The sequence below is a fragment of the Taibaiella koreensis genome (genome assembly GCF_003545715.1).
Taxonomy (GTDB): domain Bacteria; phylum Bacteroidota; class Bacteroidia; order Chitinophagales; family Chitinophagaceae; genus Taibaiella; species Taibaiella koreensis.
This window is the reverse complement of record NZ_QVNU01000006.1, coordinates 208,652-227,774: the sequence shown is the minus strand read 5'-3', so window position 1 is coordinate 227,774 and position 19,123 is coordinate 208,652. Positions and strand designations below refer to the sequence as shown.

Annotated in this window: 17 protein-coding genes; 4 read left to right on the top strand and 13 right to left on the bottom strand. The window is 51.0% G+C overall.

Features of this window, described 5'->3' with window-relative positions; all coding sequences use genetic code 11:
* The first annotated feature begins 143 nt into the window (after window positions 1-143).
* Window positions 144-746 (top strand): ankyrin repeat domain-containing protein, encoded by a 603-nt coding sequence (locus tag DZK30_RS19350; protein WP_205529507.1) that lies wholly within the window; start codon window positions 144-146, stop codon window positions 744-746.
* Between the two features lie 52 nt (window positions 747-798).
* Here DZK30_RS19350 and DZK30_RS19345 read toward each other — a convergent pair whose 3' ends face one another.
* The 6 genes from DZK30_RS19345 to DZK30_RS19320 all read right to left on the bottom strand — a co-directional run bounded on the left by DZK30_RS19345 (window position 799) and on the right by DZK30_RS19320 (window position 8,117).
* Window positions 799-2,388: an ABC-F family ATP-binding cassette domain-containing protein gene (locus tag DZK30_RS19345; RefSeq protein WP_118975829.1), complete on the bottom strand. Its 1,590-nt coding sequence runs from the start codon at window positions 2,386-2,388 to the stop codon at window positions 799-801.
* A 141-nt stretch (window positions 2,389-2,529) separates the two neighbouring features.
* Window positions 2,530-2,943: an EamA family transporter gene (locus DZK30_RS19340; RefSeq protein WP_118975828.1), complete on the bottom strand. Its 414-nt coding sequence runs from the start codon at window positions 2,941-2,943 to the stop codon at window positions 2,530-2,532.
* 16 nt (window positions 2,944-2,959) lie between these two features.
* Window positions 2,960-3,631: a phosphatase PAP2 family protein gene (locus DZK30_RS19335; protein ID WP_162903254.1), complete on the bottom strand. Its 672-nt coding sequence runs from the start codon at window positions 3,629-3,631 to the stop codon at window positions 2,960-2,962.
* Between the two features lie 36 nt (window positions 3,632-3,667).
* A complete protein-coding gene (locus tag DZK30_RS19330; protein ID WP_118975826.1) occupies window positions 3,668-6,118 on the bottom strand; it encodes an outer membrane beta-barrel protein in 2,451 nt (816 codons plus the stop codon).
* Window positions 6,119-6,174: 56 nt separating this feature from the next.
* Window positions 6,175-7,425: a sensor histidine kinase gene (locus DZK30_RS19325; RefSeq protein WP_118975825.1), complete on the bottom strand. Its 1,251-nt coding sequence runs from the start codon at window positions 7,423-7,425 to the stop codon at window positions 6,175-6,177.
* An 11-nt stretch (window positions 7,426-7,436) separates the two neighbouring features.
* Window positions 7,437-8,117 (bottom strand): response regulator transcription factor, encoded by a 681-nt coding sequence (locus tag DZK30_RS19320; protein ID WP_118975824.1) that lies wholly within the window; start codon window positions 8,115-8,117, stop codon window positions 7,437-7,439.
* Between the two features lie 88 nt (window positions 8,118-8,205).
* Here DZK30_RS19320 and DZK30_RS19315 point away from each other — a divergent pair, with 88 nt between their 5' ends.
* The 3 genes from DZK30_RS19315 (at window position 8,206) to DZK30_RS25985 (ending at window position 11,016) form a co-directional block, all read left to right on the top strand.
* Entirely contained in the window at window positions 8,206-9,240 is a 1,035-nt protein-coding gene (locus DZK30_RS19315) for a sulfite exporter TauE/SafE family protein (RefSeq protein WP_118975823.1), read from the top strand.
* A 148-nt stretch (window positions 9,241-9,388) separates the two neighbouring features.
* Window positions 9,389-10,669 carry a TCR/Tet family MFS transporter gene (locus DZK30_RS19310; RefSeq protein ID WP_118975996.1) on the top strand — a complete coding sequence of 427 codons (1,281 nt, stop codon included), beginning with the start codon at window positions 9,389-9,391 and terminating at the stop codon, window positions 10,667-10,669.
* A 194-nt stretch (window positions 10,670-10,863) separates the two neighbouring features.
* Window positions 10,864-11,016, top strand: coding sequence for a hypothetical protein (locus DZK30_RS25985; protein ID WP_162903253.1), 153 nt, complete (start codon window positions 10,864-10,866; stop codon window positions 11,014-11,016).
* A gap of 108 nt (window positions 11,017-11,124) precedes the next feature.
* On the opposite strand, the gene DZK30_RS19305 is transcribed toward DZK30_RS25985, so the two are convergent.
* The 7 genes from DZK30_RS19305 to DZK30_RS19275 form a co-directional block, all read right to left on the bottom strand.
* Window positions 11,125-11,868: an SDR family oxidoreductase gene (locus tag DZK30_RS19305; RefSeq protein ID WP_205529505.1), complete on the bottom strand. Its 744-nt coding sequence runs from the start codon at window positions 11,866-11,868 to the stop codon at window positions 11,125-11,127.
* Window positions 11,869-11,937: 69 nt separating this feature from the next.
* The gene (locus DZK30_RS19300) at window positions 11,938-12,510 is read right to left on the bottom strand and encodes a Crp/Fnr family transcriptional regulator (RefSeq protein WP_118975822.1); all 573 of its coding nucleotides are present in this window, start codon (window positions 12,508-12,510) and stop codon (window positions 11,938-11,940) included.
* 177 nt (window positions 12,511-12,687) lie between these two features.
* Window positions 12,688-13,137 (bottom strand): GNAT family N-acetyltransferase, encoded by a 450-nt coding sequence (locus tag DZK30_RS19295; RefSeq protein WP_118975821.1) that lies wholly within the window; start codon window positions 13,135-13,137, stop codon window positions 12,688-12,690.
* A gap of 57 nt (window positions 13,138-13,194) precedes the next feature.
* Complete coding sequence (locus tag DZK30_RS19290; protein ID WP_118975820.1) at window positions 13,195-14,079, bottom strand: cupin-like domain-containing protein; 885 nt, start codon at window positions 14,077-14,079, stop codon at window positions 13,195-13,197.
* Between the two features lie 472 nt (window positions 14,080-14,551).
* Complete coding sequence (locus DZK30_RS19285; protein WP_118975819.1) at window positions 14,552-16,501, bottom strand: peptidylprolyl isomerase; 1,950 nt, start codon at window positions 16,499-16,501, stop codon at window positions 14,552-14,554.
* A gap of 370 nt (window positions 16,502-16,871) precedes the next feature.
* On the bottom strand, window positions 16,872-17,156 hold the full coding sequence (locus DZK30_RS19280) for a hypothetical protein (protein WP_162903252.1): 285 nt from the start codon (window positions 17,154-17,156) through the stop codon (window positions 16,872-16,874).
* Window positions 17,157-17,445: 289 nt separating this feature from the next.
* On the bottom strand, window positions 17,446-18,876 hold the full coding sequence (locus tag DZK30_RS19275; protein ID WP_162903251.1) for a S1C family serine protease: 1,431 nt from the start codon (window positions 18,874-18,876) through the stop codon (window positions 17,446-17,448).
* Window positions 18,877-19,123 lie beyond the last annotated feature (247 nt).

Sequence of the window (19,123 nt, the reverse complement as noted above, 5' to 3'; positions counted from 1 at the left end):
CCTTCCCGGTCGATCAAAACATATTCAAACAAGGAGCTGTCTGTGCCAGATAACTCCTTGTCGTCTGGTGTTATTGTCTCCGGGCAAAGCGATGAAATGGAACTGCTACCTTTGTGGCCGGAACAATAAAGTCGATCTACTACATGATGGATAATAACGAGCAGCTAAGAGACGCCATCAGGCAAAATGATCCCGCCCATGTAAAAGCGGCGCTGGCGGCGGGCACAAACAAAGAGGCGAGGGATGCCCATGGAAAGACACCCTTGCTGTTTGCCTTGTCGCTGAGAAGCCTGGATGCCGCTGTCGTATTGATCGATGCCGGCGCCGATGTGAATGCGCAGGACGATATTTCCGATTCGCCTTTTCTATATGCTGGTGCAGAAGGACTGACGGATATCGTGCGACGCTGTATGCAAGCCGGAGCTGACTATAGGGTCTATAACCGCTATGGCGGCTCAGCACTTATCCCCGCTTGCGAAAGAGGACATGTGGCGACCGTTGCTGCTATATTGGAAGATCAATCATTTCCCATCAACCATGTTAACCGCCTGGGCTGGACCGGCTTGCTGGAGACGGTGATCCTCGGCGATGGGGGCGCGGCGCACCTGCGTATCATGGCGATGCTGATCGCCGCGGGCGCCGATGTCAACCTGCCCGATAAAGATGGCGTAAGCGCTTTGCAGCATGCGATACAAAAAGGACAAAAGGAAATGGCGCAGTTTCTGGAGCAGGCCGGCGCCAGGTAAAATATTGCCGCAACAAACCGTTCCCGGTCCATTGCGGCTGCCCGTTCCCTGCTTATACCAATACTATCGCTTCGTTGACGCCTGCCTGTTCCAGGAAGAGGGCGTCATGGCTCACCACGATCAGGGTACCCCGGTAGCTATTGATGGCTTCGGTAAGGATCTCGATATTCTGGATATCCAGGTTATTGGTCGGCTCGTCGAGCACGATCATATCGGGGGCCTGCGCACCTATCGTAAGACAGCAGAGGATCAGCCGCATCTTTTCACCGCCGCTTAAGGCGGCGCAGGACTTATGCCATTGCGTAGCCTGGAACAGGAAGTGTGTCAGCCGGCTTTTGACCTCATGTTCCTGCAACCGTCCTGTATTATACCGCTCTGCCTGCTCGTATACGCTGAGCCGGTTGTCAATAAGCGAATAGTCCTGGTCGATATAGATCGCATCGGTTGCAGTCCGTTGTATCGTGCCTGAAGACGGTTCCAGTTGACCCAGGATGATCCGTATCAGGCTTGTTTTGCCCGACCCGTTATGGCCCTTGATCGCCAGGCGCTGGCCGCTCGTGATCTGGAGGCTTAAAGGCGTTTTCCACAAGAAGTGTGTGCCATAACTGCAATTGATTTCTTTTGCCGTTACCAGTATTTTGCCGTTGTGCAAAGCCGTGTCTCCAAAGCCGAGCTTCATTTTGTCCTTGTCGGGTAGCTCCCGGCGCAGATCGCCTACTTCCTTATGCAAGGCCTCCACTTTTTCCGCATGCACTTCCTTCGTTTTGGCAGTGCTTTTCTCTGCGTTGTTCCTGAGCGTATTCATAGCAATGGTCGGAATGCCGGCTTTTTCCTGCTTGCGTTTGCCGCGGGCATCCAGTTTTTGCTGCCGTTCAATAGTTTCCCGCTCTACCTCCCTGGCCTTCCGCAGGGCTTTTTCTCTGTCTTTCAGTCCTTCCTGCAAGGCCTGTACTTCTATCGTTTTTTGCATCGTATAGAATGTGTAATTGCCCCCGTATATGGTAATGCCCTGCTTGCCGAGCTCATAGACTACAGGAAGGATATCGAGCAGTGTTCTGTCGTGGCTCACAACGATCAGCGTGTCGTTGGTAGATTGTATGTAATCATAAAGAAGCATCCTGCTTTGTGTGTCCAGGTGGTTGCTGGGCTCATCCATAAGCACCAACTGCGGGCGATGTATCCGGATACCGGCCAGAAATACCTTCGTCTTCTGCCCGCCGCTTAACGTGCTCATCGGCTGCGACAAGTCGAGCGCTTCAAGGTCCCAATGGGCAAGGGCTTCGCGGCAACGCTCCTCGATATCCCAATCATCGTCGAGCGTATTGAAATGCGCTTCAGTGACCTCGCCGGCAAGGATGGCATGCAATGCTTCTAGCTTTTTGCCGATGTGGAGCGCTTCGGCAACAGACTGCTGGTTGAACTGACCAAAGTGTTGCGGAATATAGTAAGGCAGTGTTTCCGTCTGCAGCTCGCCGTTAAGGGGTAGCAGCAATCCGGCCATGATCTTTAATAGCGTGGATTTCCCGGCGCCGTTATTGCCTATCAGCGCGATCTTTTCGTTTTTATTAATGGTAAGGTTAAGCTGATCGAAAAGCACATCCTTATTGGGATGCGCATACGTGATCTGTTGTAACGTAAGCATAGAAAATTACTTTCTGAAGATGAAATAATAGAAACACCGCCTGGTACAGGCAGGGGTTCAATATCCGGTTGAAAGCAATTTTTCTACATGTTGTATCTCGTGTGAAGAGCAGCAAAGATACGAAATTTGCTGGCAGCAGGCCTAAAGAATAATGATGATAGCGCCGGCAACGATAAGTAATCCACCCAGGATCGTTTTTAGATCAGGCTGCTCCCTCAGCAGCAGGAAAGCCAGTCCCATAGCGATGGCAACACTGAGCTTGTCTAACGGTGCGACCTGAGATACTTTGCCCGTTTCCAGCGCTTTGAAATAAAAGATCCAGGACAGCCCGGTAGCCACGCCTGAAAGCGCCAGGAACAACAGGTTGTTTTTGCTGATCGTCCGTACTTCCCGTAGCTCGCCGCTGAACAGGACAATGCCCCAGGCGATAAAGAGGATCACTACGGTACGGATGGCTGTGGCCACATTGCCATGAATGCCCTTGATCCCTATTTTGGCCAATATCGCCGTGAGCGCGGCAAAGAAAGCGGATAGAAATGCGTAATATTTCCACATAAGATGGTGTTTTGGGCTATGGCTGCAAGTTACGAACAGGCCGTCGTCTTTTATGCTTTCCCCACAGGTAGCGATGGGTCCAGTACGAGACTTTCATAGACAATATGCCCAGCCCGGCGCCGGTAAGCACATCGCCAAGATAGTGTTTATTGTTGGCGATACGCAGCACCCCTGTGGCTGCTGCCATACCGTAAGCCGCATAGGGGATCCAGGGTAGCCGCGCTTTATACTCTTCACTAAGGAAAGTGGCTGCGGCAAAGGCCTGCGCGGTATGGCCCGAGGGAAAGGAGTGGTTGTTGCTACCGTCGGGGCGTTGTTCTCTCGTGGTATATTTGATCAGGTTGACCGAGGCCAGCATCAGCAATTCCCCTTTGACCAGAATCAGGCTTCTGTTCCATACATCATTTCGCGAGGGAATACCGATAAGGTCAAGCCCGTAGGCCAGGGGTATCGGTGCATATTGCAGGTAATCGTCCACACGCGTATGAAAGCCATCCCACTGCCGGCTGCGCCAGGATGCGATCTTGTTGCTGGTTGCATTTTCCAATACCGTTACACTGAGCACACCTGTAGTGATCAGCGCTGCGGGAACAGTGAGCTGCTGCATGCTGAAGCGCGTTGCCGGCGGAGCAACCATACTGTCAGCCGGCTGCGCCCTTACGCAGACGGAGCAGGTTAGCAGGATCATTGTTAAGAGACTATGTCTATCCATGAGTCGTACATTTTAATTCTCGGAAGGCAAATGTTCCGTCGTTACGGGGAGCTTCTCTTTTTTGCCTGTTTCCGTTTTGCCGAATTTGTATCCGAATGTGATGCCGATAGACCGGAACGGCAAGTCCCTTACAGCATAAGAGGTATAATTGTCTGTCTGTACCGTGGTCGTCTGGCGCACATACCGGCTGAAAATATTTGTAGCCGTAAGGCCTACGCTGGCGCGGCTATTCCGGAATTGTTTCCTGACTGCGAAGGTATAGGTCAGCAATTGTGGTTGCCTGCCTTGTATGCTCACAAATCCGGAACGATAATTGCCGGATGCTTCGGCCAGAAACCCGGCCGGAAGGGTATAGCTGGCATTAAGATTTATCCGCGTGGTAAAAGCATTGGTTACCGCACTGGCTCCGGGAAGCTCGTTTACGATGTGTTTGTGGATGAACATCGCATTGGTACGTAGGTTGAGTGCGCCTATCGGAACGCTTCCGGAAAGCGTAAGGCCCGAGTTATATTCTTTTCCTATATTCCGCTTGTCGGTTACCGACACATTATAATAGGCCGAATCGCCGACGGTATATACAGGATAGAAAGTGGTAAAGGACTTTACATCGCTGGTATTGATGCGTTCGGTAAGTGCTGCAAATATATTCACACCATTATCGAAAGAGCGGCTGTATCCGAGCTCGAAGTTGTTGGCGATCTCAGGCCGGAGGTAGGGATTGCCGGTAACAATGTTATAAGGGTCGCTGAGGTTGAGGAAAGGATTGAGCTCCTCGTACTCCGGGCGTTCCAGGCGACGGCTAAAGCTAAGCCTGATGAGTTGCCGGCCCGCGAACTCATGCGATAACAGCAGGGTAGGTACAGGGGTGGTATAGGAGGGGATGAGGTTTTTGTCGCCATTGAGACGGATATGAGTGTATTCCAATCGTAGTCCTGCTTTCAGATCGAGCCAATGCCAGAGCTTCGCCGAAGCCGATACATAGCCTGCGTACACCGAAAGGTCATAACGAAGCAGGTAGGAGAGCCCGGGCGAAAAAACATACTGTTCCGGTCCGGCTGACAGCAGGCTTTGACGGTTATCGCTTTCGATATGCTGCAGGCTGCCCTTGAGCCCTGCCTCCAGCTTGAGACCATCTGAAAAAGGATGGCTGTAATCGATCGAGAGGTAATGCTGCTGATCCTTCCCGGGGTTGATCACGTCGTTGCCGGCATAGGGCTGTGTAGCGCCGGGCATACTAAGGCTCTGCCGGGAATGCATCTCGGGATTGCCCAGGCTGGCCGTGTACAGCAGGTTTAACTCATCGTCTTTGCCGCCTAATTTACTTTTATAGCCCAGGCTCCAGTCGACGGCACGGCTACGGAAGCTGCTCAGCGTGCTCCGGGTGGCAGGCTGATCCGAAAGAGCTTGCCCTGCATCGTTCAGAGTCGTTTCCAGTTGTTGGGTCTCTCCTGTTTTGCGCATGCTGAAATCACTATATTGCAGTGTGGCTGTAAGCACATTGTCGCGTGATAAGGTCCAATCCATACCTAAGCCGGTCTGCAGCCCTTTGCGGATCATGTCGGTATAGCCCTCCTGTTGCAGCCGGGTATATTGTTGCGCGCTGGCATCATAGCCCGTCCTGTCCTGGCTGGCAGGTGAGCGGGAGTTGATTTGCGCATTGCCGCTAATGAAGGCGTTGAAGCCGATGTTGTTTTTCCGGTAGTTAAGATTGGCCGATCCATTTTCCAGCCTGGTGCCGGCAGAAAGATCGATGCTACCATTGCTCCCGGCCCGGCGATTCTCCTTAAGCTTGATGTTGATGATCCCTCCGGTGCCCTGGGCATCATATTGCGCACCCGGATTGGTAATGACTTCAATACTCTGTATCCCGCTTGCGGGTATGGAGGCCAGCGCATCGGTAAGGCTGCTGCCAAACATACCCGATGGCTTGCCATTGATCAGGAAACGGATATTGGGATTGCCCTGCAGCTCTACATTGCCATCGGCATCTACCGATACCTGGGGCACTTTTTTAAGCACATCAAGCGCTACGCCGCCCTGGGCGGTGACATCGGCGGCGGCGTTGTATATGAGCCTGTCTACCTTGTTCTCAATTACTGCGGCCCTGGCGCTTACCGTAACCATATCCAGGTTGTGGCCATCGGCCATCAGCGTCATAGCGGGCAAGGTTGTATTGCCTTGTGTTCCCGATATCCTGATAGTGTCCGATACCGCCTGTTTGTATCCCAGGAAATCGGCTTTGACCAAATACCTCCCCTGAGGGACATCGTTGAGTATAAAATGTCCGGAACTATCGGTCAGGGCGCCGTCGCGGATTTTTCCCTGTGACAGGTCGAGCAGCGATACGGTGGCATAGCCCAGGCCCGTAGAACTGCTGCCGTCATAAAGGGTTCCCGAAAGTGTATGTTGTGCTTTGCTTTGTATGGTGCTGACCAGTAGGACGATCATCCAGAAATACCTCATATGCTGGTTTGTACGGCAAAGCTATAGCCCGATTCTGGAGACTTTCTGTAGCCTGTTTACCAGGTTAACGTAAAGATGTGCTGTGCCCCTTCGTGTGTATAGTGCAGGCCAGTACTGCTTTGCAGGCATATCTGATGGGCTATGGACAGGCCCAGCCCATGCCCGCTGCTATGCTGTTGCTCTTTACGGAAACGGCGGAAAACATGAGTGGTGTCCAATGGCTGCTCTTGTCCCGTATTGGCAATACGCAGGGCGCCGGGACCAAGACGGACGGTAACACTACCACCCGGTAGATTGTGCCGTATGGCGTTGCCGAGCAGGTTGTTGAGCAGGATGTCCAGTAAGGTCTCATTGAAACGGATCATTGCCGCTTCCAGGTTACTGTGTATTGTAACCCCTGCACCCCGCGCCAGCTCCTGCATTTGCTCCAGCTTCTCAGCTGTTTTGCTTTCCAGGTCGATGAGCGATTGTTCACCGTATTGGCGGTTTTCAATACGGGCCAGCAGCAGCAGCGAACGGTTGAGCTTGTCGAGGCGCTTAATGCCGGCATAGGCGCTGTGGATGGCCTGGGCTTGCTGTTCCGAAAGACCTTCCTGCTGGATCACAAGGTCCAGCTTGGACCGGACGATGGCCAGCGGTGTTTGCATTTCATGCGCCGCATTTTCTGTGAATTCTTTTAATATCCGGTATTCCTGCTCGGCCAGGCCCACCATTTGTTGCAGGCTGCGATGAAGAAAACGGAATTCATCAATAGTGGTGTCGGGCAGCTCCAAAGGGGCATTCTTACCCAGCTGGAAGCCGCTGAGCCGGTCCAGCGTTTGATAGAAGGGTTTCCAGGTATTGGCCAGCAGCAGGCGGTTCAGCAATACGGAGATGAGGATCACGAGCAGCAGTAACCCCAGGGTAGTGGCCAGTATGGCCTGTATCATCAGCTTGGTGCCTTCAAGAGGTCTGGCTACAAGGACCTGGAAATGCCTGCCCTCGCGGTCTACGGTAAAGGTCAGCTGCCGGTAACGGTGCAGCTTTCGCTTACCCGGTACCGGCAGATTGGTGAGGGCATACTGATCGGCTTGTGTCGCTGCTGCGGGGGTATACCGAACATAGGTTTCGCCGATGGGGCTTTCTGCAGGAAATTGTTCATGGGCTTCCGTATACACAATGATGCGTTTCTTGCAGTCATCCAGCGCTTCGTCCAGTTCGTGGATCACGATCTGTCGTACCAGCACATAATACAGTACACCCGAACAGATGAAAAGAAGCGCCATCAGGATGAGGTGGTAGCGATGGTACCTGCTGAATAATTTCATAGACGCCTGGATTAATGGGGTATGGCAAATTTATAGCCCATGCCATATACCGCTTTGATATAATCGGGACAGCCGGCCTGCATCAGCTTTTTCCTTAGGTTCTTGATATGGGAATAAATAAAGTCATAGCTGCCGGCCATTTCTGCTTCTTCGCCCCAAAGGTGCTCCACTATGGCTTCTTTGGTCACCACCTTGTTCTTGTTGCTGACGAAATACAAGAGCAGATCATACTCCTTGCGGGTCAGGCTTATGGGGACGCCATCATGCTTTAATGTCCTGTCGTTGAGGTCAAGTATCAGGTGGTCGATGACTACCTGGCTTTTGCCACCAAAAGATTTACGTCTAATGATCGCCGCAACCCTTGCACCCAGCTCGGCGAGGTGGAATGGTTTGGCAAGATAGTCGTCGGCGCCCAGCTTCAGCCCGGTGATCTTGTCTTCCAGCGAGTCTCTGGCGCTGATGATCAATACGCCATCCTCTTTCTGTTCCCGCTTCAGCGCTTTTAAGATGTCAAGGCCATTTCCGCGCGGCAGGGTAATATCCAGGACGATGCAGGAGTATTCGTTCAGGTATACCTTTTCCATAGCCGAATCGAAATCGCCGGCAAGATCGCAGCTGAACTGCTCCGAATCGAGGTATTGTATGATGCTGTCTGCCAGCTCTTTTTCGTCTTCTATGATCAGGACCTTCATCAGCTGCAAAATAAGTGATCAATTCTGGATTTTGTCTGAAGAAGCAATACTCCCGAATGTATACAGAATCTGGTGGTAGTCTTGCATTATGTTTACTGTTTTCGTGCTCGTTTTTTTGACAGCGACGCTTGCTTTTATGCTTAGCGCAGTCTGCGGTGGCGGCGCAGGGCTCCTGCTCTTGCCGGTATTGGGGATATGGCTACCGGCAGGCCAGGTGCCGGCCGCGCTTTCATTGGGAACCTTTTCTTCGTCTGCAACGCGGCTCAAGGTTTTTTACCGGTCGGTCGATGGTTACATCGTACGGCGTTTTGTGCCGGCCGCTATTCCCGCAGCAGTGCTGGGCGCTTGGCTGTTACGGTACCTCAATCCGGTATACCTGAGCCTGCTGATGGGCCTGTTCCTGGTAAGCAATTTACCTTTTCTTTTCCGGAAAAAAGCGGGAATAGTCCAGCGAAGCCGGCCACATAGCCTGGCGCTCCTGGCCATAGGCCTCGTTGCGGGGTTCCTTTCCGGGCTGACGGGTGCGGTAGGTCTCATCTTTAACCGTTTTTATTTTCGCTATGGTCTCAGTAAGGAAGAGATTGTGGCTACGCGGGCAGCAAACGAGCTGTTGCTACACCTGGTGAAGCTGGCCCTGTACCTCGCTTTTGGCCTGTTACCGGCACAGGCGTTCGTCATCGGCCTGGCGGTAGCCCTGGCCGGTATTGTCTCGGCTGTGGTATTGAAGCGGGGGCTGGCCCGCGTGAGTGAGTCCCTGTTCCGGCGCATGGGCTACCTGGCTATGGTTGCTTCCGGTTTGCTGATGTTATACCAATCCGGAGGGCAATTAATGCGTTCGAAAAATGCTTACTTCTCTTTTCACCCCGTAAACAAAGGGACGGAGGCCACACTCCAATGGCAAGGGTCAAAGATCGCCTTCGAATTTTCCTGGAACGACGGTCTGGAATACGAGCACACCCTGCCGTTGAACGCATTGACGCCCGACCGGCAAAAACATGTGCTGGCGGCAAAGGGCCGGGCCGACCAGGTCGTAGTAGAAGAGGTGAGATCCCTGGAAGGCCGTTCTTATGAAGCCTATTACTTCATTCAAGGCCGGCTGATAGCGAAGATCGATTTTAAGTAGTCATACAACATTCATTTCCCTGAAGTCGTATCTAGCCTGCAATTTGTCGCAACCGCACCCTTCACAATCGGGATTAATGTTGCAATTTGCACCCGGTTGCGGCGCTTATTCCGGCCCTTCCGATAAACCTCTACAACTTACCTGCTTTATGAACACTCCGAAAAAAGCTGCTATTGGCTTTATTTTCATCACGCTCCTGATCGACGTTATGGGTTGGGGCCTCATTATTCCGGTAATGGCCGACCTGATCGCACAGCTGAAGCGCATCCCCGTCAACCAGGCCAGTACCTATGGTGCGCTGCTGCTATCAGTATTCGCTATTACTCAATTTCTGTTTGCGCCGGTCATAGGCAACCTGAGCGACAGGTTTGGACGCCGGCCCGTGCTGCTCCTTTCCCTGCTGGGCTTTGGTATCGATTATGTGATCCTTGCCCTTGCCCCTGCTTATGGCTGGCTATTCCTGGGCCGTGTGATTGCGGGCATTACCGGAGCCAGCTTTACGACCGCCACGGCCTATATCGCCGATGTGAGCACTGACGAAACTTCCCGGGCAAAGAATTTCGGTATGATCGGCGCTGCCTTTGGTCTGGGCTTCGTGCTGGGTCCTGCGCTGGGCGCTTTGCTGGCGACATGGGGCATTCGTGCGCCCTTTTATGCAGCAGCTGTACTGTGCCTGGTCAATTGCCTGTATGGTTATTTCTTTATGCCGGAATCGCTGGATAAAGCCCATCGCCGCCCCTTTGAATGGAAAAGGGCCAATCCCTTCGGTTCCCTGAAGTTCCTGACCAGGCATCCTGAGATCGGCGGACTGGCATTCAGCTTTTTCCTCATTTACCTTGGAGCACAGGCGGTACAAGGCAACTGGAATTTCTTTACCATTTATCGTTTCCACTGGACCGAAGGTATGGTCGGCATTTCGCTTGCGGTGGTAGGTGTGCTCATTGGCGCTGTGCAGGCAGGACTTACACGTGTGGTCAATCCCCGTCTCGGTAATGAAAAGAGCATTTACCTCGGACTTTTGTTGTATACACTGGGACTCGTGCTCTTTGCCTTTGCCACCCAAAGCTGGATGATGTTTGCTTTCCTTATTCCCTACTGCCTGGGCGGGATCTGCGGCCCTTCGCTCCAGTCGGTGATCTCGGGGCATGTCCCGGCCAATCAGCAAGGTGAGCTGCAAGGTGCGCTTACCAGTCTTATGAGCCTTACCACGGTTATAGGGCCGCTGATCATGAATAGTACCTTTTCTTATTTTACCAGCAATAAAGCACCGTTCTACTTCCCTGGCATTCACTTCCTGATCGGCGCCGTATGTATGCTCCTTAGTGTCGTCATTACCAATAGGGTGCTGAACCGGGAAAAGAAAGAGCGGCCTGAATTGCTTGAAGTGATCGAAGGCGGAGGAGATGCAGGTGGCACGCCAATGCACTGATGTTCTTTTGAACCTATTTTTACGGTACCAATAGCCTTTCTGCTGATCAGTAGAAAGGCTATTGGTTATTGGGAAATCAAGGCAGATCAAGAATTGCGTGTCATGCCGTTTTGTCCGGGGAGGGTTACAGTGCAGGAATATATAAATATCATTGCTACATTTCAAAAGACTACCTTCACCGAAATATATATAATATGTCAAAAGGTAACAAGAAAAAGCCGAAGCTTTCCCGTTTTAAGGATGCAGTGACCGGAAGGGTATACAAGAAAGCTGTTGACAATGCCAAAGCCTCGTCGGCGGCAGCAGCCTATGCTATCGCCAACCCCAAGAAAGCATTTTACGCATAGACGAAGATTGCTCCGGAAGCAGGTATCCTGTTCTCATAAAGAAAAGCATCTGATCTTAAAAGAAGAGACTATCTCCCCAAAAGAGGTAGTCTCTTCTTTTTTGGGCGGCTATACAAGCAAAGCACCGCCGTCGACCACCAGGTTTTGCCCGGTGGTGAAGGACTGCTGCATCAGGTAAAGATGCGCCTGGGCTACATCTTCGGCCTGGCCGGCACGCCTTACCAGGTAGCTTTCCGCTACCGATTGATACAACGCTTCACGATCGGCCTCAGGCATATCACGCCATAAGCCGGTCTGGATCACAGCCGGCACCACGCTATTAACCCTTATAGGCGCCAGCTCGGCGGCGAGCGCGCGGGTAAGCCCTTCCATAGCGCCGCAGATGCTGGCTGCAATGCTCCAGCCGCTGCCCGGCCGCTGTGCAGCAGTGCCGCCGGTCAAATTGACGGAGCCGCCGGTCCTGATCTGTGGCGCAGCATATTTGACGGCCGCAAAGGCGCCCCAGTAACGTATATTGAAAAAATTGCGGGCCTGTTCGATATCCGTTTCGGCGATAGAACTGAGACTGAGCGGTTCCCCGGCTGAATAGACCATGTGGTCGAAGCGGCCCGATGACGCAAAGAAGTCCCTGATCTGAGCGGTTTCCGAGAGATTCACTACATGCCCTTCCGTGTCTTCGGGGAGCTGTTGTAAGGCGGCTGCCATCCGTTGCGGGTTACCTGAGACAATACAAACGGCTGCGCCTGCTGCAGCTGCGGCTTTGGCGGTGGCCAACCCTATGCCTGTACTGCCGCCGAGGATCATTACCCTTTTGCCTTCCATAGACCCGCTTCGATGATTAATGCTTTCCATTTTGTCTTTTTTAGAGGGCAAAGCTATATTGACGCGCCGGATGGGGACTTATCCTAGGGTAAAAAATGATCAAAGCAGGTTTTTGCGCAACCGGCTTAGCGATTGTGGCGTAATGCCGAGATAGGAGGCAATATCTTTTAAGGAAACGTGCAGGAGAATGCCGGGCACCTGTTCCAGCAGGGCCTGGTAATTGCCCGGCGCATCGCGCTCCAGAAAACGGTTGCGCAGATCGATCTTTTCCATAAGCTGCCGCTGCAATAGCTGTTCCAGCGTGTGCCGCAGCCAGGGAAGCTGCTCGTACAGCGTATCCAGTGCGATGCGTGTAACCGAACGCAGGCGAACCTCAGATGCGGCAATGATCTGTTCTTCTGCGATAATGCCGTCCTGGAAGCTTTTCAGTATCGTGCAGAACTGCCCTTCTTTCAGGAAAAAATAAGTGATATCGTTGCCCTTGTCGTCGGTGCGTCCCAGGCGCAACACGCCGCTATCGATAAAGAAAAGCGTGCGGCAGACCTTGTCGCCGGGAAACAAGACCTCGTCGCGCCGGGCTTCCCTTTCTGTAAAAGCAGATAAGATGAGCTGCTCTTCCGCAGCAGTGAGGGTTCTGCCGGTCTGCAGTAGGGCGATCAATGCATTTCCCATAGAGCAAATGTAGGCTATACCTGATCATGGACCTGAGAAGATTCTTCTTCTTTCTCTCCTGTAGCTGTGCCCTTGAACTCGTCGAAAGGGCATGTAGAATGATGCTTCTAGAGCAACCGTATAGGAGGTCAGAATGATTCTACGTTTCCTTTATACGGATAGCCAATTTCAGATACTTTATTCCGCAGCCGGCAATCGTTCCATGTGCAATATAGGGTAGGGCTTGCCTTGCCCATCGTATTCTGAGCGGCCTGTTACGGTAAAACCTGCATGCTGGTAAAAACCGAAAGCCTGCTCATTCTCTTCGTTCACATCTACTTTGGTCACGCCTTGTTTATTTGTCGCGTATGCCAGGAGCAATTTGCCAACGCCTTTACCACGGGCTTCGGCAGAGACGAACAGCATCTCGAGGTTCCCTTCTGCAACGCCGGAAAATCCGAGGATAGCGCCATGCTCATCGCGCGCACAGCTGAGCTGTACCAGGTGCAGGTAATGGGCAGCCAGTTGTTCCTTGTAAAAAAGAATATCTTCTTCTTTAAGAAAATGATGGGTCGCCCGCACAGACGACTCCCAGAGGAGCACCAGTTGCGGATATTCGGCGATAGTGGGAATGTCTATGGTCAACATGTCCGCAAAGATAAGGTGTGAAGAAGAAGTAGTAATCTTACAACCTGTTGCAGACGGTCAGTTCCGACGCTTCAGCCGTTCCACGGTCCTTTCGGCCGTTACCTTCGCCGAGCGGCGTTTGTATTGGTACCACCATTGGGGACGTAGTCTTATCATCATGTTGTTGAAATTGCGGAGGCCTACCAGGTGATAGAGGCCGTTAAGCTTGCCCGCAATCGTTTCGGGCATTGCCCTCAGGCTCATGGCACAGCCGCTTTCGAGGTATTCCATATGATGCCAGTAGCCGCTTGGCATAAAGAGCGTATCGCCGTGTTCCAGTACAGCAGTGTAGCCCCTGGCCAGTGCCAGCGCCGGAAACTGTTCGGTATCCAGCCCCTCCTGCCAGTTGACAAAGCTGGCAGCGCTTTCCACCGTACCGGGCATGCGGTAGATAAGGCTGGACTGCTCATTGTCGAGCAGCAGTATGCGTTTTCTTCCGATAAACTGGGTATGGAAAATGTGTGCCAGGTCAATATCGTAGTGCATATGGGCAATAGAGCCAGCACCGCCCACGAAGAGCATAGGAAAGGAGCGCAGGAACCCTTTAAGCAAATGGCCGGGAAACCGGAAGTCTTCTTTTAGCTGTGGCGCGTGCTTGAATAAGTTAAACAGGAAAATGCGCCACTCCGACGGTCCCTGCCTGATCATATCGATATAGTCGCCAAAGGCCATGGTATCGTCGCCGCCATTGACCAGCACCTTAGCGCCGGCCCTGCTGTTATTGTACACCGGTACGTCCACGGCACCTGCCAGGGACTTAAAATAATCCCATGTCCACTTTTCGTATGCCGCCCATTGGTGGGAAAGCGTTTCGATAATGACCGGCCTGGCCGGGATAAGGTAACGCTCGCGGAAATCGGCAGGACTGATCTCCTTCACGCGGTCGATTGGTTGTACCTGCATGGCTTACGATATAAGCTACGAAAATATTCAGAATTCCCCGGCAGAAGGTCGTGTTCATAATTTCTTTATATAAAGTTCACAGTAACGAAAGGTGTGATCTGGAGAGGCCTTATGTAGGATAACGTCTCTGGACAAGAAAATAATTTGCCCTGGCTATTTATCTGCTTACTTGAGAATAGGTAAGAATTTTAATATTAACCAGGTATATGGAGGCGGGAAATATGAATTATTTATTGTCCTTTTATTTTCCGGTATTGATAGATGCTACATCCGGAACATGAGAAAAATCATTCTCCTTATGGCATGCTTATCCCTGGTCGTCAACCCCGGCTGCGGGCCACGAGGCAACGGTTTCAGGATTGTGAAAGTAGAAGTATTGCGATAGCCTCGCATTCCTATAGTAAAAATGCCGCCCCGGAAAATCCGGGGCGGCCTCTTTCTGTTTCCTATGTCATTTGAATTCCCTTCGGAATTACTTAACGATCGTCTTCATGGTCTTTTCATCCACTTTTACCGGGTAGCGGCTTCTCAGCTCCTGGTTCCAGCTTTTTTCCAGGTAATCCTGGTAATCGGCTACAACAAAACCCCTGGCTTCGTCAAGAGACTTGGATTCTGCTTTGGGATAGCGTTTGAAAGTCATGGCCATGGTATAGGTGCCATCTTCGTTTTTGAAGATCTTGCTCGGCTTTTCCTGGGGGAAGGCATCGGCGTCGGCATGGAAGCGGCTAAACTCAAACCTACCGGTTTGCTGACTGATCCTGGAAGGGTTATCGGCCGTATTGATCTGCTCTACAGCATCCGACGCGGCGGTGCCTTTATTGATCGCTGCCTGGAGCTTTAACAGGTCGGCCTCATTTGCTGCCTGGTATATAGTCCCTTCAAAGCCGGGTTGCCATTGGTATTTATCCTGGTGTTCTTTGTAGAAGCCGGCGAGACCCACAGTATCTTTCGACGCCTTGCTCCATACATTTTTATCCATCAGATCAAACAGCAGGATGCCGTCGCGGTATTCGGTAACCAGGTTGCGGTATTCTACATTCGATTTTTCCAGGTCTTCCTGCTGCAGATCGTTCAGAACGGAATTCTGGTACATCTTGTACAGATCGCCAAGGGTTGCTTTCTTATTGCCTACGATATTGCCGCGTATATAGCCGCCGGCATAGGTGGCGAAATTATATTGAGTATATTTCTTTCCGCCCAGCTCAAATAAGGTTTCCGTACTTGATTTATAATCCTCAGGTTTGAATTCCTTGGTGCCTTCGGTACCGGCCACAATGTCGTTTACCAGCTTGTCAAGGTGCTCGGGGTACTCTTTGAATCCGAATTGTTTTTTGATCCTGACCTGGTAGGCTTCCTTGGCTACAGCAGCCCGGCTATCGTTGTCGACACGGCGGGTAATATAGTCCTGCAGGCTGTCGAAGGGTTGCAAAGGGATCTTTTTCACCAGCTTGACCAGGTGGATACCATATTCGGTCTGGATCGGCTCCGACAGATCACCCGGCTTCTTCAGGGCAAAAGCGGCAGATTCAAATTCGGGCATTAGCTTACCCACGCCAAAGGGCTCCATAAGACCACCGTTGTCTTTGGAAAATTTATCTTCGGAGTATTCTTTTGCCAGCTGATCAAATGCCTTCCCGCTTTTCAGCAGGCCCTGCACTTCGGCAATCTTCTTGCGGGCGTCGATAACGCCCTCTGCGCCCTTGGATTTGGGTGTAGCCACCATGATCTGCGCTACCTGCACCTGGCCGCTGTTCTTCCGGCGCTCCTCAACCTTAAGGATATGAAAGCCGAATTGGGTACGGAAAGGTTTGGATACCTGGCCTACAGGTGTATTATAGGCTGCATTTTCAAAAGGATAAACGACCTGTAGGGCAGTAATGAAGCCTATGTCGCCGCCCTTGGCGCCGGAACCTTTATCTTCAGAATATTGTTTGGCCATTTCCGCGAAATCGGCTTTCTTGGACACGATAGCATTGTATATGCTGTCAATCTCGTGGTAGGCACGGGTGGAATCATCGGTAGGTCGCACGGCGACCAATATATGCGCCACTTTCACCTCCTCCTTCATGCGGTCGTAGGCCTGCTTTACCAGGCCTTTCGTTACTTCCTTGTCGGAGAGATAGGTGCGGGCCAGCTGGCCTTTGTAGTTGCTTAGCTCGCCGCGTACGGCAGCGGTAGTGTCGAGGTGTATCTGCTCGGCTTCCTTTACCTTCATCCGGAACAAGGAATAGAGATCTACATACTCATTAACGGATTTAGCGCTGAAATCAGGCTTCTTTTGTACGTTGTTCTTTTGGTACACTCTCAGGAATTCCTCTTTGCTCACTGCATTGGGACCATAAGTAAACAAGGTTTGCGCATTAACGGAAAGGACCGTGAGTACGGAACTTACACCGACAGCGATAGAAAAAAGGACACGCATTGTATAAGATATTTTTTATGTGGTTGGCTTTTTAATGGGCGTAAAGATAGAAAAGTATTTTTTTTGATAGGGGTATGGGTGTTAATCTGAATGTTAAGGATTTTTATGGTGCGAAAAGCCGTTTTTCAGGACCGGGAACTGCAGCATACGCCGGCCTGCCATGCCATCGCAGAGGCCCTGCGGGCCCTTGCCTACAGGATAACGCCTTAATTTCACATACAACCGGAAGCGGATAGGAGAAGGTATTTGTACACTTTGAAAGCACAAAAGGCGTGAGATCGCCTCAAAATATAACCTCCGCTACGGATTGTAGCGGAGGTTATATAGGAATACCATAGTCCTGGCATTCTGTGTTCTGTATTACCGGCCCTTATTGGGGCGTTACGGTGTCTTTCTTAGGTTCGGTGGGCTGAGCGGGCTGCTGGTTGGGATCATATTGCTTTTGCTGATCTTCCTTGGCTTTCTGCTGTGCATCGTTGCTCATCTGTTGTTCCTTGGTGTTCGGATCTTCTTTTTTCAGCTCGTCTTTTTTCATGTCTGCAGGTTGCTCTTGCTTCGGATTGTCTTTCTTCTTATCCTTATTCTGATCCTGAGCGTTTACAGTTCCTACGGCTACCAGACCCAGCAGGGCCATTGACAAAAATACTTTTTTCATAATACCCAGATTTGTGTTCTCACAGGTTGTATTAAAGTAACAGAAAATACGGCTGCTGAAAACGATTTTTAGTTTAAAATGATTTACTTAAAAAATTCAGGGTTTGAATCCCATTGTTACTTTAAGTGTCCGGGCCAGCAATATTTGTTGCTATCGAACGACATCAAAATAACAGGTAATTGCCTGGAAGGGTTACCAAAAAACTGTTAAACCATTAACCAGCGATTAACGATTTAACGGCGCCTTTTTATTGTGGCAACGTTCCTTTGGTCTTTTCTAAACATAATTTTTAATTGCGCATCTGTTGTGTGATGCCGTATTTGCGAAAGATCTCCTCGTTATTTTCCTGCAGATGCGTGGCATCCAGCACATAACGATTCCCGTCACTATCGATGATGGTGTAATAATCCGATGGCCGGTCGAAAGCCCGTATAAGATCGTTGAAATTACGGATGTCGTATCCGTTGATCTGTCTTACGATCTTATTGTTTACGTCGTGATAGCCGACATTGGATTTATCGGGCAATACCGAAGAGATAATAACCACCTCCTCCATTTCGGGATTGTTGAGCACCTTGGCATAATAATAGTAGCTGAGCTCGGGGTAGTAATACTGCCAGTACGACTCATCCTGGAAGTAATAGTAAGAGGGTGTCATAAAAACAAAGCCATCCTGTATGTAATACTTGGGAGCCAGATCTACCTTGCCCACCAGCAACTCCTTGGACCGGCTGTATTGCAGCGGCTGCCTGATTACCGTATCGAGCCCTTGCCGCAGCAGGTGCAGGGTTACAGTATCGCCTACATTCTTATTCTTGATGATCGTTTCAAAAGTCGTTTTGACATCGTTGCTCACATATACCGATCCGTCGTTCTGGATATCCAGGCTATCTATCGTCATCAGGATGTCGTCGGGCTGTATGGCGCCTGCCAGGGCCGAGCAGAAATGGACCTTATTGATCAGCACGCCGGTAGCGCTGTCGGCTATGCCAAAGCAATGACGCAGAGCGCTGTTTTCCAGGCTTTGCCATTGCAACCATACCGGAACAGGTCCGTCGTATATACTGTCGGCGATATCCCGCAGGAAGGCCTTTATTACGGAAGTAGGTATCATATAGCCAATGTTCTGGCTGGAGGTCTTACCTTGAAATGCCACACCGGCCAGGGCCGTGTCGCCGATTACAGGACCGCCGCTGTTACCGGGATTGATAGCGGCATCGATCTGTATACCCAGGTCGTTATAGTTGTCGTAATTGAAATCAATGTTCTCGATACGCGATACAATACCGGAGGTCACGCTCATGTCGTTGCCGCCCGTGGGAAAGCCGTAAACAGTAACCTTATTGCCGATTTCGGGAAGGTCGCCTATCGGTAGCGGCTTCGCTTTGTTAAAAAAACTTTCGTCGTCGACAGTGAGTACCGCCAGGTCGTACTCAGGCGCTATATAGGCGATGGCCGCTGTGTAGCGCCGGGAGTCTTTTGATTTCTTCACTTCGATGAACGACCCGAATTCTACCACATGAGCACAGGTCAGTATCCTGTTCCCTTCAATGATACAGCCCGATCCCGACGACTTGGACTGTTTCGATTTCTGCCAGGGCTGATTGTAATCGTATTCCTGTTTGGTAACGGATATCTTGACCACACTTCGTTCCAGGCTTTGACCATGCAAATGCACGGCAGGCAGCAATAGCAGGACCAGGAAAAGATAAAGACGCATACGATAGGTCGTTTTATAGGAAATCGCCAGTTGTAACCAGATAAGGAACAGCTGGCTAAATAATGAATATAAAGAAATATTGTTGGTTAACCGCTTCAAATATAGGCACTAACAAAAAAGAGGCACAAATCGTTTAGCAAAAAAAATGTGAAACAACTGTAGCAACAATAATTCTGTCGGTATTATAGCTAGTTTTGAAAGATAATTTTTTACATCTACGGCTCAATCCAATTTTTTCAACTTTCAT

Coding starts and splice junctions, on each gene's coding strand:
- DZK30_RS19350 (WP_205529507.1), top strand. CDS start 144: ATGATGGATAATAACGAGCAGCTAAGAGACGCCATCAGGCAAAATGAT.
- DZK30_RS19345 (WP_118975829.1), bottom strand. CDS start 2,388: ATGCTTACGTTACAACAGATCACGTATGCGCATCCCAATAAGGATGTG.
- DZK30_RS19340 (WP_118975828.1), bottom strand. CDS start 2,943: ATGTGGAAATATTACGCATTTCTATCCGCTTTCTTTGCCGCGCTCACG.
- DZK30_RS19335 (WP_162903254.1), bottom strand. CDS start 3,631: ATGATCCTGCTAACCTGCTCCGTCTGCGTAAGGGCGCAGCCGGCTGAC.
- DZK30_RS19330 (WP_118975826.1), bottom strand. CDS start 6,118: ATGAGGTATTTCTGGATGATCGTCCTACTGGTCAGCACCATACAAAGC.
- DZK30_RS19325 (WP_118975825.1), bottom strand. CDS start 7,425: ATGAAATTATTCAGCAGGTACCATCGCTACCACCTCATCCTGATGGCG.
- DZK30_RS19320 (WP_118975824.1), bottom strand. CDS start 8,117: ATGAAGGTCCTGATCATAGAAGACGAAAAAGAGCTGGCAGACAGCATC.
- DZK30_RS19315 (WP_118975823.1), top strand. CDS start 8,206: ATGTTTACTGTTTTCGTGCTCGTTTTTTTGACAGCGACGCTTGCTTTT.
- DZK30_RS19310 (WP_118975996.1), top strand. CDS start 9,389: ATGAACACTCCGAAAAAAGCTGCTATTGGCTTTATTTTCATCACGCTC.
- DZK30_RS25985 (WP_162903253.1), top strand. CDS start 10,864: ATGTCAAAAGGTAACAAGAAAAAGCCGAAGCTTTCCCGTTTTAAGGAT.
- DZK30_RS19305 (WP_205529505.1), bottom strand. CDS start 11,868: ATGGAAAGCATTAATCATCGAAGCGGGTCTATGGAAGGCAAAAGGGTA.
- DZK30_RS19300 (WP_118975822.1), bottom strand. CDS start 12,510: ATGGGAAATGCATTGATCGCCCTACTGCAGACCGGCAGAACCCTCACT.
- DZK30_RS19295 (WP_118975821.1), bottom strand. CDS start 13,137: ATGTTGACCATAGACATTCCCACTATCGCCGAATATCCGCAACTGGTG.
- DZK30_RS19290 (WP_118975820.1), bottom strand. CDS start 14,079: ATGCAGGTACAACCAATCGACCGCGTGAAGGAGATCAGTCCTGCCGAT.
- DZK30_RS19285 (WP_118975819.1), bottom strand. CDS start 16,501: ATGCGTGTCCTTTTTTCTATCGCTGTCGGTGTAAGTTCCGTACTCACG.
- DZK30_RS19280 (WP_162903252.1), bottom strand. CDS start 17,156: ATGAAAAAAGTATTTTTGTCAATGGCCCTGCTGGGTCTGGTAGCCGTA.
- DZK30_RS19275 (WP_162903251.1), bottom strand. CDS start 18,876: ATGCGTCTTTATCTTTTCCTGGTCCTGCTATTGCTGCCTGCCGTGCAT.